At 65.3% G+C, this 16,843-nt stretch carries 15 protein-coding genes and 3 tRNA genes; 1 reads left to right on the top strand and 17 read right to left on the bottom strand.

Annotated features, from left to right (window positions below):
- Positions 1–16: 16 nt before the first annotated feature.
- From SA190iCDA_RS09855 to SA190iCDA_RS09840, 4 genes are all read right to left on the bottom strand, one after another.
- Complete coding sequence (locus SA190iCDA_RS09855; protein ID WP_070886761.1) at positions 17–475, bottom strand: FAS1-like dehydratase domain-containing protein; 459 nt, start codon at positions 473–475, stop codon at positions 17–19.
- Positions 475–1,713: a CaiB/BaiF CoA transferase family protein gene (locus SA190iCDA_RS09850; protein ID WP_070886760.1), complete on the bottom strand. Its 1,239-nt coding sequence runs from the start codon at positions 1,711–1,713 to the stop codon at positions 475–477. Before SA190iCDA_RS09850 ends, SA190iCDA_RS09855 begins: the two co-directional genes overlap by 1 nt.
- Before the next feature lie 153 nt (positions 1,714–1,866).
- A complete protein-coding gene (locus SA190iCDA_RS09845; RefSeq protein ID WP_070886759.1) occupies positions 1,867–2,769 on the bottom strand; it encodes a hydroxymethylglutaryl-CoA lyase in 903 nt (300 codons plus the stop codon).
- Positions 2,766–4,052: a hydroxymethylglutaryl-CoA reductase, degradative gene (locus SA190iCDA_RS09840; protein ID WP_070886758.1), complete on the bottom strand. Its 1,287-nt coding sequence runs from the start codon at positions 4,050–4,052 to the stop codon at positions 2,766–2,768. The genes SA190iCDA_RS09845 and SA190iCDA_RS09840 overlap by 4 nt, the downstream gene beginning before the upstream one ends.
- A gap of 117 nt (positions 4,053–4,169) precedes the next feature.
- On the opposite strand from SA190iCDA_RS09840, the gene SA190iCDA_RS09835 reads away from it, so the two are divergent.
- Positions 4,170–5,546, top strand: a complete 1,377-nt coding sequence (locus SA190iCDA_RS09835) for a PLP-dependent aminotransferase family protein (protein ID WP_070886757.1) — start codon at positions 4,170–4,172, stop codon at positions 5,544–5,546.
- A gap of 232 nt (positions 5,547–5,778) precedes the next feature.
- Here SA190iCDA_RS09835 and glpT read toward each other — a convergent pair whose 3' ends face one another.
- The 13 genes from glpT to truA all read right to left on the bottom strand — a co-directional run bounded on the left by glpT (position 5,779) and on the right by truA (position 16,699).
- Positions 5,779–7,125 (bottom strand): glycerol-3-phosphate transporter, encoded by a 1,347-nt coding sequence (gene glpT, locus SA190iCDA_RS09830; RefSeq protein WP_070886756.1) that lies wholly within the window; start codon positions 7,123–7,125, stop codon positions 5,779–5,781.
- A 332-nt stretch (positions 7,126–7,457) separates the two neighbouring features.
- A tRNA-Asp gene (locus SA190iCDA_RS09825) sits at positions 7,458–7,534 on the bottom strand.
- A 97-nt stretch (positions 7,535–7,631) separates the two neighbouring features.
- A tRNA-Asp gene (locus SA190iCDA_RS09820) sits at positions 7,632–7,708 on the bottom strand.
- Between the two features lie 38 nt (positions 7,709–7,746).
- Positions 7,747–7,822 (bottom strand) — tRNA-Val (locus SA190iCDA_RS09815).
- A 134-nt stretch (positions 7,823–7,956) separates the two neighbouring features.
- Positions 7,957–8,709, bottom strand: coding sequence for an SDR family oxidoreductase (locus SA190iCDA_RS09810; RefSeq protein ID WP_070886755.1), 753 nt, complete (start codon positions 8,707–8,709; stop codon positions 7,957–7,959).
- Positions 8,706–9,917 (bottom strand): O-succinylhomoserine sulfhydrylase, encoded by a 1,212-nt coding sequence (locus SA190iCDA_RS09805; protein WP_070886754.1) that lies wholly within the window; start codon positions 9,915–9,917, stop codon positions 8,706–8,708. Before SA190iCDA_RS09805 ends, SA190iCDA_RS09810 begins: the two co-directional genes overlap by 4 nt.
- A gap of 67 nt (positions 9,918–9,984) precedes the next feature.
- Entirely contained in the window at positions 9,985–11,490 is a 1,506-nt protein-coding gene (purF, locus tag SA190iCDA_RS09800; protein ID WP_070886753.1) for an amidophosphoribosyltransferase, read from the bottom strand.
- Positions 11,491–11,518: 28 nt separating this feature from the next.
- Positions 11,519–12,085, bottom strand: coding sequence for a CvpA family protein (locus SA190iCDA_RS09795; protein WP_070886752.1), 567 nt, complete (start codon positions 12,083–12,085; stop codon positions 11,519–11,521).
- A 79-nt stretch (positions 12,086–12,164) separates the two neighbouring features.
- Positions 12,165–12,812: an SPOR domain-containing protein gene (locus SA190iCDA_RS09790; protein WP_070886751.1), complete on the bottom strand. Its 648-nt coding sequence runs from the start codon at positions 12,810–12,812 to the stop codon at positions 12,165–12,167.
- Complete coding sequence (gene folC / locus SA190iCDA_RS09785) at positions 12,796–14,103, bottom strand: bifunctional tetrahydrofolate synthase/dihydrofolate synthase (protein ID WP_070886750.1); 1,308 nt, start codon at positions 14,101–14,103, stop codon at positions 12,796–12,798. Before folC ends, SA190iCDA_RS09790 begins: the two co-directional genes overlap by 17 nt.
- A complete protein-coding gene (gene accD, locus SA190iCDA_RS09780) occupies positions 14,100–14,984 on the bottom strand; it encodes an acetyl-CoA carboxylase, carboxyltransferase subunit beta (protein WP_070886749.1) in 885 nt (294 codons plus the stop codon). Before accD ends, folC begins: the two co-directional genes overlap by 4 nt.
- A 172-nt stretch (positions 14,985–15,156) precedes the next feature.
- The gene (locus SA190iCDA_RS09775) at positions 15,157–15,789 is read right to left on the bottom strand and encodes a phosphoribosylanthranilate isomerase (RefSeq protein WP_070886748.1); all 633 of its coding nucleotides are present in this window, start codon (positions 15,787–15,789) and stop codon (positions 15,157–15,159) included.
- A gap of 58 nt (positions 15,790–15,847) precedes the next feature.
- Entirely contained in the window at positions 15,848–16,699 is an 852-nt protein-coding gene (gene truA, locus SA190iCDA_RS09770; RefSeq protein WP_419203833.1) for a tRNA pseudouridine(38-40) synthase TruA, read from the bottom strand.
- Positions 16,700–16,843: the final 144 nt, after the last annotated feature.

The raw sequence follows: 16,843 nt of genomic DNA, 5'->3' as shown, positions 1-16,843 counted from the left end.
GTCTGCCTGGCCATGCTCACCTCGCGATCCGGGTCAGGCGTTCGGTCACCACCGGCTCGCCCGCTTCGGTTTCAAAACGGTTCTCGAACACCAGAAAGATCAGCGGCCCTTCGGCGCCCTGTTTCTGATAGATGTCCAGCAGGGTCTGCCGACACAGCAGCACGTCGCCGGCGAAGATCCTGCGGTGCACCTGATAGTCGCTGCCGCCGGCCATGATGCGCTTGAGCGGCAACTCGGGGATCAGCGGGTCGTCGGGCTTGTGTCCGTCCTCGAGCAGTTGCTCCAGGGGCAACACCGGCATCATCGCGCTGAACAGGAACAGCAGCGGCGCCTCGTCGCCATTGAGATAGCGGCGCTGACGCTGCCCGGTGGCCACCGCGTATTTCCTGATGTCGTTGCGGTTCACCTCGAAGCGCGACGGCGGCAGCGAGGTGCCGATACTGCGCCGCGCCGCAGCGCTGATCAGATCGACCATCAGATCACCCCCAGGCGAACCAGCTCGGCGTATTCGGCTTCGTCCAGACCCAGCCACTGGCGATAGATGGAGGCGTTGTGCTGGCCGACCGAGGGCGCGCTGGCGCCGCCTTCCAGGGTGCCGCCGGAGAGCTTGATCGGGTTGCCAAACACTTCGAAGCGCGCCCCCTGGCAATCGACGGGCACCACCATGTCGCGTTCGCGCAGGTGGGGATCGGCCACCACTTCATCGATGCTCTTGATCGGCGACAGCGGAAAACGATCACCGGTCATGGCCTCCAGTTCGGCCTTGGTGTGGGCACCGAGCCAGCGTTCCACGGCAGGCTTGACCTTGCGCAGGTAGACGTCGGTTTCGAAGCGCTTGGCCATGCTGTCGACCTCGGGGTCGCTGGCCATCGCCTCGTCGCCGAAGGTCAGGCAGGCCTCGCGCCAGAACTTGTCGGTGTAGGCACCGAAGAACACGTAGCCATCCTTGCAGGCGTAGCGCCCGTAGGGGCGCACGAACGGATGGCCATTGCCCTCGGGCACCGTGACCTTGCCGGTCTCGGTGTAGGTCACCAGGGCGTTCTCGGTGAGCGAGACGATGGAGTCCTGCTGCGACACGTCGACCAGCTGGCCCTGGCCGGTGCGCTCCGCTTCACGCAACGCGCCGAGGGTCCCGATGGCCGCATACAGCGCAGCGGACAGATCACCCAGCACCGTGCCCACGCGCATCGGCTCCTCCACCGTGCCGTTCATGGACCACAGGCCGCCGCTGGCCTGGGCGCTGCTGTCGAATGCCGGGCGCAGCGAGTTCGGGCCGTACTGGCCGAAGCCGCTGATGGCGGTGAACACGATGGCCGGGTTGACCTCCCTGAGCACCTCGTAGCCCAGCCCCAGCCTGGCCATGGTGCCGGGCCGAAAGTTCTCGATGACGATATCGGCCTTGCGCACCATGTCCAGGAAGGTGGCCTTGCCCTCGGCCTTCTTCAGGTCCAGGCCGACCGCCAGCTTGTTGCGGTTGAACTGGGCGAAGAAGCCACTCACCGGCTCGCTGACGCTACGGCTGAGGGGCGGAAATTCACGGGTCAGGTCGGGGTCGGCGGGGTTCTCGATCTTGATCACCGTGGCCCCCATGTCGGCCAGCAGCATGGCGCAGTAGGGGCCGGCGACGACGCGGGTCAGGTCGAGGACGGTCACGCCCTTCAGGGGCCCGGCGGTTCTGGCGAAGCTCGCCAATGCATCGGTCGGTGAATTCATGGGTTCTCCTGTGTCGTACGCCGCTGGGGGCGCAGAGGCGCCGCCATGGAAAAGCGATGTACGTTGGGACAGTGAGTTGACGGGGTGATCCGGGCAGTGCGACCTGAGGCTGTCGCGGCTGGCCGTAGCCTTTCCGGGTTGTTGTTCTGTACGTCAATGCGTCCTTTTATGCATGGCGTTGGCCACTCTCGAGGCCGAGGGTTTGCCCAACGCCGCGTCGATGAAAGCCCCGGCTTCGAGCAATGCCGGCAGATCCACGCCGGTTGCCAGGCCCTGGCCCTCGAGCAGATAGACCAGTTCCTCGGTGGCCACATTACCGGTGGCGCCGGGCGAATAGGGGCAGCCACCGAGGCCGGAAACCGAGCTGTCGAACACCCTCACCCCGGCTTCCAAGGCAGCCTGGACATTGGCCACCGCCATGCCGTAAGTGTCGTGAAAATGCCCGGCCAGTGCCGTGATCGGCACCTCGCTGGCACAGGCCTGGATCAGCGCTCTGGCCTTGCCTGGCGTGCCTCGGCCGATGGTGTCGCCAAGGCTGATCTCGTAGCAGCCCATGGCGTGCAGCTCGCCCACGACCCGCACCACGTCGGCCACCGGCACCTCGCCAGTGAACGGGCAACCGAGCACGCAGGACACATAGCCGCGCACCGCCACGCCCTGGGCCAGCGCCTTGCCCAGTACCGGCTGGAAACGCTGCAGGCTTTCGGCGATGGAGCAGTTGATGTTCTTCTGCGAAAACGCCTCGGAGGCCGCGGCGAAAACCGCCACCTCCCGGCACCCGGCCTGCAGCGCAGCGTCGAGCCCCTGAAGATTGGGCACCAGCGCCGTATAGGTCACTCCGGGGCGTTGCCCGAGACGGCGCAGCACCTCGCCAGAGCCAGCCATCTGCGGCACCCAGCGCGGCGATACGAACGCACCGGCCTCGAGGTTCCGCAGCCCAGCCGCCACCAGCCGCTCGATCAGCGCCACGCGCACCTCGACCGGCAGGGTCAGGGCTTCGTTCTGCAGGCCGTCGCGGGCGCCGACCTCCACCAGCCTGACCGCAGGCATGCTCATTGCCCGCGCTTTTCGCGCAACAGCGCCTCGGCGCGGTCGGCGCGCACGTCGCGGGTCTCGACCATGCGCTTGACCAGCCAGTCCAGCTCATCGCCACGGGCACCGGCCGACAGCGCGATATTGCGCGCATGCAGGGCCATGTGGCCGCGCTGGATACCCTCGGTGGCCAGGGCACGCAAGGCCCCGAGGTTCTGCGCCAGGCCGACGGCGACGGCGATCTCGCCCAGCTCCTGGGCGCTCTTCACGCCGAGAATGCGCAACGACAGCTGGGCCAGTGGATGGGTCTTGGTGGCGCCACCGACCAGGCCGAGGGGCATGGGCATCTCGAGGGTGCCCACCAGGTGGCCCTGGCGATCCTTCTCCCAGGTGGTCAGGGAACCGTAATGGCCATGGCGGCAGGCATAGGCATGGGCGCCCGCCTCCACGGCCCGCCAGTCGTTGCCGGTGGCCACCACCAGCGGGTCGATGCCGTTCATGATGCCCTTGTTGTGGGTCGCGGCACGGTACGGGTCGATGGCCGCGAAGGTATAGGCATCGATCACCCCCTCGATGACCTCCGTGCCCTTGTATTCGGCGGTATCCAGATGCTCCGGGGCGATCCGCAACTGGGCACGGGCCAGGCGTAGATCGGCCAGATTGGAGAGGATGCGCAGGCGCACCTTGCCCCCAGTGAGCTGTTCCATCAGCGGCGCCACGGCCTCGGCCATGGTGTTCACCGTGTTCGCGCCCATGGCGTCGCGCACGTCGACGATCAGGTGCGCGACCAGCATCGGCCCCCGTGGGCTGTCGATGAAGGTGTGCACCTCGATATCACGGCAACCGCCGCCCAGGCTGTTCAGCAACTGATCCTTGCTGTTGGCCAGGGTGATGATCTCATCCTTGTTGCGCAGCAGGCTGAGGCGCGCGTTGTAGGGATCGCTGACGCCGATGATCTGCACCTGGGCACGCATCAGCGGCGCGCTGCTGGAGGTCTGGAAACCACCTGCCGGGCGCGTCAGCTTGGCCATGAACGAAGCCGCGGCCACCACCGAAGGTTCCTCCACCACCAGCGGAATCAGCATCTCCCGGCCGTTGATGCGGAAGTTGCTGGCCAGGGCGTAGGGCAGCTCGAACTTGCCGATCACGTTCTCGATCATGCCGTCGGCGATCTCTAGTGGCAGCGCACCGGTGTCACGCAAGAGCGCGGTGTCCTCGGCGGACAGGCCAAGCAGCTGCTGCACGTGCTCGAGACGTTGCGAGGGGGACAGATTACGGAAATCGGGCAGGCGGGAATCGATCGACATGGGCGCTCCTCGGGGAGTCGTTTGTTCTTGGTTGAGGCGAACGTTAGCCGCACTGTATCCCTGAAAGAAGGTACAGTTTGCCCTGACACTTCATTCCTGTACCCAGGGATTAGCGCCATGCCCAGACCGACCCTTGCCCAGAAAGTCGCCGATGCCATCGCCAGGCAGATCGCCGATGGCGCTCTGCAGGCAGGCAGCAAGCTGCCCTCGCTGCGCGAGTACATGCGCTTGCACGGGCACTCCAAGAACACCGTGATCACCGCCTACGAGCACCTGGCCTCCCAGGGGCTGGTGGAAGCCCGCCACGGCAAGGGGTTCTTCGTCTGCAAGAGCCTCAGCGCCAGCGTCGAGGACGACGAAGCACAGCCCTATACCCGGGCGCTGGACACCATCTGGATGATGCGCCAGCAGTTCGTCCGCGACCCCGGCCATTCGCACCTTGGCGAGGGCTTTCCGCCGGTGGAGTGGCTGATGGACATGCGCCTGGACAAGTTTCACCGCCAGGTGGTGCGCGGCGGCGTGACCACCCTGTTTCGCTACGGCACGCGGCTGGGCAACCCCGGCCTGCGTCAGCGCCTGGCGCAGAAGCTGGCGGACTACCGCATCGCCGTCTCGCCACGGCAACTGGTCACCACCCTGGGCGCCAACCACGGCATGGACCTGATCATCCGCCGCCATGTCATTCCCGGCGACGCGGTGTTGGTCGAAGACCCCGGCTACTACCCGCTGTTCGGCAAATTGCAGCTGCAGGGCGCACGCATGCTCGGCGTGCCGCGGGAAGCCGACGGTCCGGATCTGGATGCCCTGGAGCGGGTGCTGAAAAGGGCAAGGCCCAAGCTGTTCTTTCTCCAGTCGGTGGGCCACAACCCCACCGGCTCGGACATCTCCCCCGCCAAGGCCCACCGCCTGCTGCAGATTGCCGAAGCGCACGACCTGCTGCTGGTGGAGAACGACGCCATGGCCGACTTCAAGCCCAGCTCGGCCACCAAGCTGGCGGCGCTGGACCAGTGCGAACGCACCCTGTACCTGGGCAGTTTTTCCAAATCGATTTCCGCCGCCCTGCGCGTGGGCTTCATCGCCGGCAGCAAACAGCGCATCGAGGAGCTGGCCGACCTGAAGATGCTGCTGCACAACAGCGGCGCCGAATACAGCGAGCGCACCATCGAGGTGATCCTTGGCGAAGGGCATTTCCTGCGGCACCTGTCGCGCCTGCAGGATCGCCTGCGTGCCGCCACGCATCGCGGCCTCGCGGTGCTCGACGAACTGGGAGCCGAGGTGTTCTGCCGGCCGCAGCAGAGTCTCTACCTGTGGGCACGTTTTCCCGGCATCGACGACGCCAACGCCCTGACCCGCCATTGCCTGAGCCAGGGGGTGATGCTCGCACCGGGCTCGATCTTCGCCGTCAACCGGCAGACCCCGGTGCCCTGGACGCGACTCAACGTGGCTTATCTGGACGACCCGGCGTTCCGCCGCAGCCTGATGCGCCAAGGGTAACAGGTTGTCGGTGCCCGGTGACGTCGGCCTTCACCAGGGTTTTTGCTGGGCGTCGGGCAGCGTAAGCCGCCACGCGTTTGTCACTCGGCACGCATCGATGGGGCTCCAAACGTGGAGCAAAGCTGGCTGCCGGGCATCGCGCTTCGGCATGAACAGGCTGGCAGGATACGGATGATCGCCACCTGCACGACCCGTCCAACGCGTGGCGGGCGCCACGCGCTGGACAGTGCGATCAGGTCGCCCGCTCTTCGCTAGGCGCTTTCTTGTGCCACAAGGTCGGGATCAGGAACACGATGGCCAGCAGGCAGGCGCCGACCAGCAGCACGAAACCGCCATCCCAACCGAAATGGTCGACCGTGTAGCCCATCGCCGCGCTCGCCGCCACCGAGCCGCCGAGGTAACCGAACAGACCGGTAAAGCCTGCCGCGGTACCGGCCGCCTTCTTCGGCGCCAGTTCCAGCGCGTGCAGGCCGATCAGCATCACCGGGCCGTAGATCAGGAAGCCGATGGCCACGAGCGCCGCCATGTCGACGATCGGGTTGCCCGGCGGGTTCAGCCAGTACACCACGGTGGCCACGGTCACCAGGGCCATGAACACCACGCCGGTCAGGCCGCGATTGCCACGGAACACCTTGTCCGACATCCAGCCACACAACAGCGTGCCGGGAATGCCCGCCCACTCGTAGAAGAAGTAGGCCCAGGAGCTCTTGTCGACGGTAAAGTGCTTGACCTCCTTCAGGTAGGTCGGCGCCCAGTCCAGCACGCCATAGCGCAGCAGGTAGACGAATACGTTGGCCAGGGCGATGAACCACAGCATCTTGTTGCGCAGCACGTACTTGACGAAGATTTCCTTGGTGCTGAATTCCTTCTCGTGGCTGTCATCGTAGCCTTCCGGGTAGTCGTTCTTGTACTTCTCGATCGGCGGCAGGCCGACCGATTGCGGCGTATCGCGCATGGTCGCGAAGGCGAAAACGGCAACCAGCATCGCCACCGCAGCGGGGACGTAGAACGCCGCATGCCACTCGTTGAACAGGCCCATGCCGAGCAGGAACAGCGGGCCGATCAGACCGCCGCCCACGTTGTGGGCCACGTTCCACACCGACACCACGCCGCCACGCTCCTTCTGCGACCACCAGTGCACCATGGTCCGGCCACTGGGCGGCCAGCCCATGCCCTGGGCCCAGCCGTTGATGAACAGGAGGATGAACATGATGGTCACGCTGGAGGTTGCCCAGGGCGCGAAACCGAACACGAACATCACCCCAGCCGACACCATCAGGCCGAACGGCAGGAAGTAACGCGGGTTGGAGCGGTCGGAAATCAGCCCCATGAGGAACTTCGACAAGCCATAGGAGATGGCAATGGCCGACATCGCCAGGCCCAGCTGCCCACGGGTATAGCCCTCTTCCTCGATCAGGTAGGGCATGGCCAGGGAGAAATTCTTGCGCAGCAGGTAATAGCCTGCATAGCCGATGAAGATACCGGCGAAGATCTGCCAGCGAAGGCGGCGGTAGGTGCTGTCTATCTGGTCATCGGGCAGAGGTTCCCGATGGGGGGCAGGACGGAAGAAGGCAAACATCCAAAGGCTCCGGTTCTTGTTTTAGCTGCAGATGAGAATGTGACAGTTATGTGACATTTTCATTTGCGAAAATAGCACTCGCTAGTGAAGCGGTAAAGCCAGGAACCTGTTGGAATTCGAACTAAATGAGCGATTCAGACCGAAGGCTGCGCAAGCTTCAGTAATCCATGCAATAAAACGGATGCGCAACGCGCGAGGCGCAGTGAGCTAGGCAGCACTTGGAGGGCACTGCACTCGCCTGTCAGGCGACCAGCACGCAGGAACCGGCGGGCAGAAACAAGAAAAGCGACCCAAGGGTCGCTTTTCAGGAACCTGCTCGAGGCAGGTGAATATGGCGCAGCGGACGGGACTCGAACCCGCGACCCCCGGCGTGACAGGCCGGTATTCTAACCGACTGAACTACCGCTGCGTGTCGGTGGACTTACGTCCATGGAACTCGTGCTTCGTCAGATGGTAAAGCCTGGCTTTCCCATCACATCCCAGACCTGAGTCGGGGATGGAAAATATGGCGCAGCGGACGGGACTCGAACCCGCGACCCCCGGCGTGACAGGCCGGTATTCTAACCGACTGAACTACCGCTGCGCGTCGGTGGACTTGCGTCCGTTTTCTCTCAAGGCAAGTGGTGGGTGATGACGGGATCGAACCGCCGACCCTCTGCTTGTAAGGCAGATGCTCTCCCGGCTGAGCTAATCACCCTTGGCCTTGCGAGGACGCGAAATTTACGCGGGCACCCGACCTAAGTCAAGGCTGGTGTTGAATTTTTTTCGAAAAAGACGCGAAGCGCCCCAAGGTCTGTTGCCGTTTCAACGCGAGGCGCATGGCAACAGACCCTAGCGGTAGATCATCTTGCGCGTCATGCCGCCGTCGGTGACGAACTCCTGGCCCGTCACGAAACCCGCCTCGGCCGACAGCAACCAGGCCACCAGCGCGGCCACGTCTTCCACCTGCCCTACCCGCCCGACCGGATGCTGCGCATGGTCGTCAGCGCTCAGCGGCTCGCTGGCGCGCTGCGCGGCAGCGCGGGAATCGATCCAGCCCGGGCTCACCGCATTAACCCGAACCTCCGGGCCGAGGCTGACGGCCAGCGCATGGGTCAAGGCCACCAGCCCACCCTTGCTGGCCGCATAGGCTTCGCTTTCCGGCTCGGACTGGCTGGCCCGGGTCGAGGCCATGTTGACGATGGCGCCACCCGAGGCACGCAAGTGCGCGGCGCAGTGCTTGGCGAGCAGCATCGGCCCGCCAAGGTTGATCGCCAGCACCTGATTCCACTGCGCCACGGACAGGTCCTCCAGAGGGCCGCTATGGGGGCTGGCCACTCCAGCATTGCACACCAGGGCGTCGAGCCTGCCGAACCGGGCGATGACCGCCGCTACGCCACTCTCGACCTGACATTCTTCGGCCACATCCATGGCTACGAACATCGCATTGCCGCCCAGGGCCGCAGCGACCGCGTCGCCCTGGCTGTCCGCCAGGTCGCAGAGCGCCACCCGCCAGCCATGGTTCAGCAGCCAGCGCGCCACCCCCTCACCGATGCCACGGGCAGCACCGGTGACCAGCGCAACGCGGCCCTGGTTCGTGCTCACAGCGCTTTCAGGCCGCGGCTCAGGTCGGCCTTGAGGTCGGCGATATCTTCCAGGCCGACCGCGACGCGAATCAGGCTGTCGCGGATCCCGGCATTCTCCCGCTCCTGCGGCGACAGGCGACCATGGGAAGTAGTGGCCGGATGAGCGATGGTGGTCTTGGTATCACCCAGGTTGGTGGTGATGGAGATCACCCGCGTAGCGTCGATGAACCGCCAGGCACCCGCCTTGCCGCCCTTGACCTCGAAACTGACCACCGCGCCGAAGGCGCTTTGCTGGCGCGCGGCGAGTTCGTGCTGGGGATGACTGGCGAGGCCGGCGTAATGCACCTTCTCGATGCCTTCCTGCTGCTCCAGCCAGCGCGCCAGCTCCAGCGCACTGCTGCAGTGGGCCTGCATGCGAATTCGCAGGGTCTCCAGGCCCTTGAGGAAGATCCAGGCATTGAACGGGCTGAGGGTCGGCCCGGCGGTACGCAGAAAGCCCACCACCTCGGTCATCAGCTTGGCGCTACCGGCCACCACGCCACCCATGGCGCGGCCCTGGCCATCGATGTACTTGGTGGCCGAATGCATGACGATGTCCGCGCCGAGCTTCAGCGGCTGCTGCAGCGCCGGCGTGCAGAAGCAGTTGTCCACCGCCAGCAACGCACCGCGCTCATGGGCGATGGCCGCCAACTCGGTGATATCGACGAGTTCGGCCAGGGGGTTGGAGGGCGACTCGACGAACAGCAGCCGGGTGTTAGGCTTGAACGCGGCGGCCCAGCCCTCGAGGTCGGCCAGCGGCACATAGTCGACCTGCACGCCAAAGCGCTTGAGGTACTTCTCGAACAGGCTGATGGTCGAGCCGAACACGCTGCGCGAGACCAGCACATGATCGCCGGCGCTGCACAGGCTCATGACGATGGACAGGATCGCCGACATGCCCGACGCCGTGGCGACTGCCTGCTCGGCGCCCTCCATGGCGGCGATACGCTCTTCGAAAGCACGCACCGTCGGGTTGGTGTAACGCGAGTAGACGTTGCCCGGCACTTCACCGGCGAAACGCGCCGCGGCATCGCCGGCGGTGCGGAACACGTAGCTGGAGGTCGGGAACAGCGCCTCGCTGTGCTCGCCTTCCGGCGTGCGGTGCTGGCCGGCACGGACCGCCAGGGTGTCGAAGCCTACGCCATCGAGATCGCTGTCGAGCCGACCGGCTTGCCAATCCTGTGTCATATCCTTTTCCTCATCCAGAAAACAGGCCGGGCCCAAAGGGCCCGGTTGTTGAATCATTTAACATCGATCAGTTGTTGTACAGATCGATGATCTCGCTGACCGCTTGCGACTTGGCCTTGTTGCCATCGTTGCGGGCCAGGTCGATGCGATTCAGATAAGCCTCGTCGACATCGCCGGTGACGTACTCGCCGTCGAATACCGCGCTGTCGAACTGTTCGATCTTGATCTTGCCGCCACCGACCGCTTCCTTCAGGTCATCGAGATCCTGGTAGACCAGCCAGTCGGCGCCGATCAACTCGGCCACCTCCTCGGTGGTGCGACCATGGGCGATCAGTTCGTGGGGGCTCGGCATGTCGATGCCGTAGACGTTCGGGTAGCGAACGGCCGGGGCCGCGGAGCAGAAATACACGTTCTTGGCACCGGCCTCGCGGGCCATCTGGATGATCTGCTTGCAGGTGGTGCCGCGCACGATGGAATCGTCGACCAGCATCACGTTCTTGCCGCGGAACTCCAGTTCGATGGCGTTGAGCTTCTGGCGTACCGACTTCTTGCGCGCCGCCTGGCCCGGCATGATGAAGGTCCGGCCGATGTAGCGGTTCTTGACGAAGCCCTCGCGGAACTTGACGCCCAGGTGGTTGGCCAGCTCCAGCGCCGAGGTGCGGCTGGTATCGGGAATCGGGATGACCACATCGATATCGTGGTCCGGGCGCTCGCGGCGAATCTTGTCGGCGAGCTTCTCGCCCATGCGCAGGCGCGCCTTGTAGACCGACACGCCGTCCATGATGGAGTCGGGGCGCGCCAGGTACACGTGTTCGAAGATGCACGGCTTGAGCTGCGGGTTGGGCGCGCACTGGCGGGTGAACATCTGGCCTTCTTCGGTGATGTACACCGCCTCGCCCGGCGCCAGGTCGCGGATCAGGGTGAAGCCGAGGACGTCCAGGGCGACGCTTTCGGAGGCGATCATGTACTCGACGCCTTCGTCGGTGTGGCGCTGACCGAACACGATCGGGCGAATGCCGTTCGGGTCGCGGAAACCGACAATGCCGTAACCGGTGATCATCGCCACCACGGCATAGCCGCCACGGCAGCGCTTGTGCACGTCCTTGACCGCGGCGAACACGTCCTCTTCGCTGGGGTTGAGCTTGCCGCGCACGGCCAGCTCATGGGCGAACACGTTGAGCAGCACCTCGGAATCGGAGTTGGTATTGACGTGGCGCAGATCCGATTCGTAGATCTCCTTGGCCAACTGCTCGACGTTGGTCAGGTTGCCGTTGTGCGCCAGGGTGATGCCGTACGGCGAGTTGACGTAGAACGGCTGGGCCTCGGCCGAGCTGGAGCTGCCCGCGGTCGGGTAGCGCACATGGCCGATGCCCATGTGACCGACCAGGCGCTGCATGTGGCGCTGCTGGAAGACGTCGCGCACCAGGCCGTTGTCCTTGCGCAGGAACAGGCGCCCTTCATGGCTGGTGACGATACCGGCAGCATCCTGGCCGCGGTGCTGGAGGACGGTGAGGCCGTCATACAGCGCCTGATTGACGTTCGATTTACCGACGATACCGACAATGCCACACATGTGACGCAACCCCTACTCAGTGAAACGACTATTTACCGGTGCCGACAGGAGTAGCCCCCTGCAGCACCTCTTTGAACGGCAGCTCGACCGGCTCGCGTATACCGCTGGCCAGCCACTCGCTGGACACACCCAATATGAGGTTCTTCGACCAATCTGCAACCAGCAGAAAATGCGGCAGCAAGGCCGATTGCTGCCACCAGCTGTCCTGCTGCACCGGCCCCAGGCTGAGCAGCCCCACCGCCACCACGACCAGCAAAGCCCCGCGGGCAGCGCCGAACACCATGCCCAGGAAGCGATCGGTGCCCGACAGGCCAGTGACCCGGATCAGCTCGCCGATCAGGTAGTTGATCAGCGCACCGACCAGCAGCGTCAACACGAACAAGATCACGCAGGCAGCGATGACACGGGCGGACGGGGTTTCGATATAGGCGCCCAGGTGCTGCGACAGCGCGCCGCCGAACATCCAGGCCACCACGCCGGCGATGATCCAGGTGACGAGCGACAGGGCTTCCTTGACGAAGCCTCTGCTCAGACTGATCAGACTCGAAACGGCGATGATGGCGATGATCGCCCAATCGACCCAGGTGAATGCCACGATGCAGGCTACCGATGGAAGAGGCGCTGCATTTTAGCAGAGCCCTGCCCATCGGTTAAGCGCGGATGCGTGCGATGCGTCAGTTGCTTTCCGGCTGGAAGCGCACCACGAAGCCATTGAGCTTGTGCTGACGGTTGAGCTGGTCACGCAGGCGATCGGCCTCGACACGCTCGACCAGTGGCCCGACGAACACCCGGTTCATGCCATCGGCCGTGCGGATATAGGCGTTGTAGCCCTGGGCGCGCAGGGTCTTCTGCAGCGTTTCGGCGCCCGGACGGCTGGACAGGCTGGCCAGTTGCACCGACCAGCTGACCGGCAGGCTGTTGGCGTCCAGGCGCTCGACCGGCGCCTTTTGCGGCGGCGGCGCCACCTCGGCCGGCTTGCTCGGAGTAGGCTGCGCAGCCGGAGGCGGCGTGGGCGCTGGTGGCTCGCTGGCCGGCAGCTCGACGATGGGCTGCTCGACCGGCGCCTGGGCTTGCGCCTGCTCGGCCGGCGCGCCGTCGCCCGGCACCGGCTCCTGGGGCAGCTCCTGGGGATCGGGCACGATCACCGGCTGCATTTCGATTTCGGGGGTGACCGGCTTGGCGGGAATGCTCGGCGCGTCGACCACCACGTGCCGCAGCTCGTCGGGACGGGAAAGCAGCATCGGCAGGAAAATCACCGCCAACGCGACCAGTACCAGTGCGCCGACGATACGTTGCTTGGTTCCACTATCCAGCATGGCCATCCTGCACATCCTCCTGGGCGTAGCGCTCCAGCCACATCAGGGCTTCGGCCACGCAGAAAAAAGACCCAAAGAGCAGAACTTCATCCCCTGCCGCGGCACGTTCGCACTGCGCTTCGAGGGCGCTGGCGACATCGCCATGGGCCTCGACCTGGGCACCACGGGATACCAGGTGCGCCTGCAGCTCGGCGGCAGGACGCGAGCGCTCGCTGGGCAGGGTCGTCACCGCCCAATGGGCGATGTCGGCCAGCAGCGGCGTCACCACGCCGGGCAGCTCCTTGTCGGCCAGCAGGCCGAATACCGCCAGGCGCCGCCCGGCACAGGCGCGCGCCTGCAGCCGACCGGCGAGAAACTGCGCGGCATGGGGATTGTGCCCCACGTCGAGCAACAGAGTGAGGGACTTGCCGCGCCAGTTCAAGTGACGGCGATCCAGGCGACCGGTCACCCGGGTGGCCTGCAGGGCATCGGCGATTTTCTCGGCGTCCCAGGGCAGGTCGAGCAAGGCGTAGGCCTGCAGCGCCAGCGCGGCGTTTTCCATGGGCAGGTCGAGCAGCGGCAGGTCGTCCAGGCGCAGCACCTCGCCAACGGCCGTGAGCCCGTACCAGCTCCAACCCGACTCGTTGACGCTCAGGTCGAAATCCCGGCAACGCAGGAACAATGGCGAATCGAGTTCGGCGACTCGCTCGAGCAGCGGCAGCGGCGGATCGAAATCACCACACAGCGCCGGTTTGCCTGGCCGCATGATGCCGGCCTTCTCGAAGGCCACCGACTCACGGGTATCGCCCAGCCAGTCGGCATGGTCGACCCCGATGCTGGTGATCAGCGCGAGATCGGCATCGATCAGGTTGACGGCGTCCAGGCGCCCGCCCAGGCCGACTTCGAGCACGGCCACATCCAGCCTGGCGCGCTCGAACAGCCAGAACGCGGCCAGGGTGCCCATCTCGAAATAGGTCAGCGAGGTGTCGCCACGGGCCGCCTCGACGGCCGTGAAGGCCTCGCAGAGGCCGGCATCGCTGGCCTGTTCGCCATCGATCTGCACCCGCTCGTTGTAACGCAGCAGGTGCGGCGAGCTGTACACCCCGACCTTCAGGCCCTGGGCGCGCAGCAGCGACGCGATAAAGGCACAGGTCGAGCCCTTGCCATTGGTGCCGGTGACGGTGATCACCCGCGGCGCCGGTCGGCCAAGGCCGAGGCGTGCCGCGACCTCGCGGGAGCGCTCCAGGCCCATGTCGATGGCGCTTGGATGCAGACGCTCCAGGTACGCCAGCCACTCGGCCAGGGAGCGCTGGGTCATGCGCTGACCGGCAGGGCAGCAGGAGACGGCTGGTGAGTGAACTGCGCCAGCAGGCGGGCCAGGCGCGGACGCAGCTCGGCACGATGGATGATCATGTCGATGGCGCCGTGCTCGATGAGGAACTCGCTGCGCTGGAAGCCTTCGGGCAGCTTCTCGCGAACGGTCTGCTCGATCACCCGCGGGCCGGCGAAGCCGATCAGCGCCTTGGGCTCGGCGACGATCACGTCACCCAGCATCGCCAGGCTGGCGGAAACGCCGCCATACACCGGGTCGGTCAGCACCGACACGAAGGGAATGCCCTCTTCACGCAGGCGCGCCAGCACCGCCGAGGTCTTGGCCATCTGCATCAGCGAGATCAGCGCTTCCTGCATGCGCGCACCACCGGAGGCGGCGAAGCAGATGAACGGGCAGCGCTTTTCCAGGGCCACGTTGGCGGCCTGCACGAAACGCTCACCGACGATGGCGCCCATGGAACCGCCCATGAAGGCGAACTCGAAAGCGCAGGCCACCACCGGCATGCCTTCCAGGCTGCCGCTCATGGCGATCAGCGCGTCCTTCTCACCGGTCTGCTTCTGGGCAGCCACCAGGCGGTCCTTGTACTTCTTGCTGTCGCGGAACTTCAGGCGGTCGGACGGTTCCAGATCGGCACCGATCTCCCCACGGCCATCGGCATCCAGGAAGATGTTCAGGCGGGCGCGGGCGTCGATGCGCATGTGGTGGTTGCACTTGGGGCAAACGTCCAGGGTCTTTTCCAGCTCCGGCTTGTACAGCACCGCTTCGCAGGATGGGCACTTGTGCCACAGGCCTTCAGGTACCGAACTCTTCTTGACCTCGGAACGCATGATCGAGGGGATCAGTTTGTCTACCAGCCAGTTGCTCATGCTCTCAATTCTCCAACGCTGTAGGCTTCAACATGCTTGCTGCACATGACAAGCGAATTCACAAAGTGGTCGCCGCTGGGGCCGGCCTGATGCCCGCCACCTGCTTCGACCACGAAAAAAGCGCGCACTGTTCGCGGCGATAGCAGTATGGACGGCTCGCTGCGCGGCGCCGTCACATCGAGTCTCCAACCGCGCGCACCGCGCGCACGAAGTTCTCGACCTTGGCGGCATCCTTGATGCCCTTGCTCGCTTCGACACCGCCGCTGACATCCACGGCATAGGGGCGCACCTGAGCGATGGCCGCCGCCACGTTGCCGGGCGTCAGGCCGCCGGCGAGGATCACCGGCTTGCTCAGGTTCGCCGGCACCAGCGCCCAGTCGAAGGGCTGCCCGGTGCCACCGGGCACACCGTCCACGAAAGTATCGAGGAGCACGGCGCGGGCGCCCGGGTAGGCATCCACCAGCGCGGCGACGTCATCGCCCGCGCGTACACGCAGCGCCTTGATGTACGGCCGGCCCAGCGCCTCGCACGCCGCCGGACTTTCGTCGCCGTGAAATTGCAGGAGATCCAGGGGGACAGCGGCCAGCACCGCCTCGATGTCGCGCGGCGGCATGTCGACGAACAGGCCGACGGTGGTCACGAATGGCGGCAGGCCGGCGACGATGGCTTGCGCCTGCTCGACCGAGACCGCCCGCGGGCTGGGTGCATAGAACACCAGCCCGATGGCATCGGCGCCCGCCGCCACGGCAGCCAGCCCATCCTCGAGACGGGTAATCCCACAAATCTTGCTGCGAACGACTGACAAAAGACGAATACCTCCGCGAAAGGCCGGATGGTAACAAATGACCGGCGAAGGCGCGCCATTAATTGCTGCGCGCCGCCACGTCCGCGAGACCGGACAGAAAGTGCGGCCCCAGGTAACGGGTCGGCAGGTCGAATTCCTGTGGGTAGTCCACCTGCACCAGATACAGCCCGTACGGGTGAGCGGTCACCCCGCCGGTGCGCCGTACGCCGGTGCGCAGCACTTGCCCGGCCCACTCCACCGGCCGCTCGCCGGCGCCGATGGTCATCAGTACGCCGGCGATGTTGCGCACCATGTGATGCAGAAAGGCATTGGCGCGGATATCCAGGACGATGAAGCGGCCATGCTGCAGCAACTCGAGGTGGTGGACCGTCTTGATCGGCGACTTGGCCTGGCACTGCCGGGCGCGGAAGGCGCTGAAATCATGGGTGCCGAGAAATACCTGGGCCGCTTCGCGCATGCGCTCGACATCCAGCGGGCGGTGGTTCCAGGTGACCTCCTCGGCCATGTGCGCCGGGCGGATCTGGTCGTTGTAGATCACGTAGCGGTAACGCCGTGCCATGGCGCAGAAGCGCGCATCGAAATGGCTCGGCATCGCCTTGGCCCAGGTGACGCTGATATCGCCCGGCAGGTTCATGTTGGCGCCCATCACCCAGGCGTGCATGGAGCGCTCGATGCGGGTGTCGAAATGCACCACCTGGCCGCTGGCATGCACCAGCGCGTCGGTACGCCCGGCACAGCTGAGCGTCACCGGAGCGCCACCGGCAACCTTGGACAAGGCCGTTTCGAGGGACGCCTGGATCGACGGAACACCATCGCGCTGACGCTGGAAACCGCGGTAGCGGGTGCCGCGGTACTCGACACCCAGGGCGATCTTGTAAATGCCGACGGCAGCCATTTCGGCTGCCGTCATTTGTTCGTTAATCAATTGGTTACGACCAGATCAAAGCTGCAATGCAGACAATTATACCGCTACCCAGGCAGGCTGCCACGCCAGCCGCCAATTTACCTGTGTGCCGTAGATGCAAAAACGGCAGCCCCTGGGCTGCCGTCAATG

The sequence above is a fragment of the Pseudomonas argentinensis genome (assembly GCF_001839655.2).
GTDB lineage: Bacteria > Pseudomonadota > Gammaproteobacteria > Pseudomonadales > Pseudomonadaceae > Aquipseudomonas > Aquipseudomonas argentinensis_B.
The sequence above is the reverse complement of the archived record's forward strand: the minus strand, read 5'-3'. Positions and strand labels throughout refer to the sequence as shown.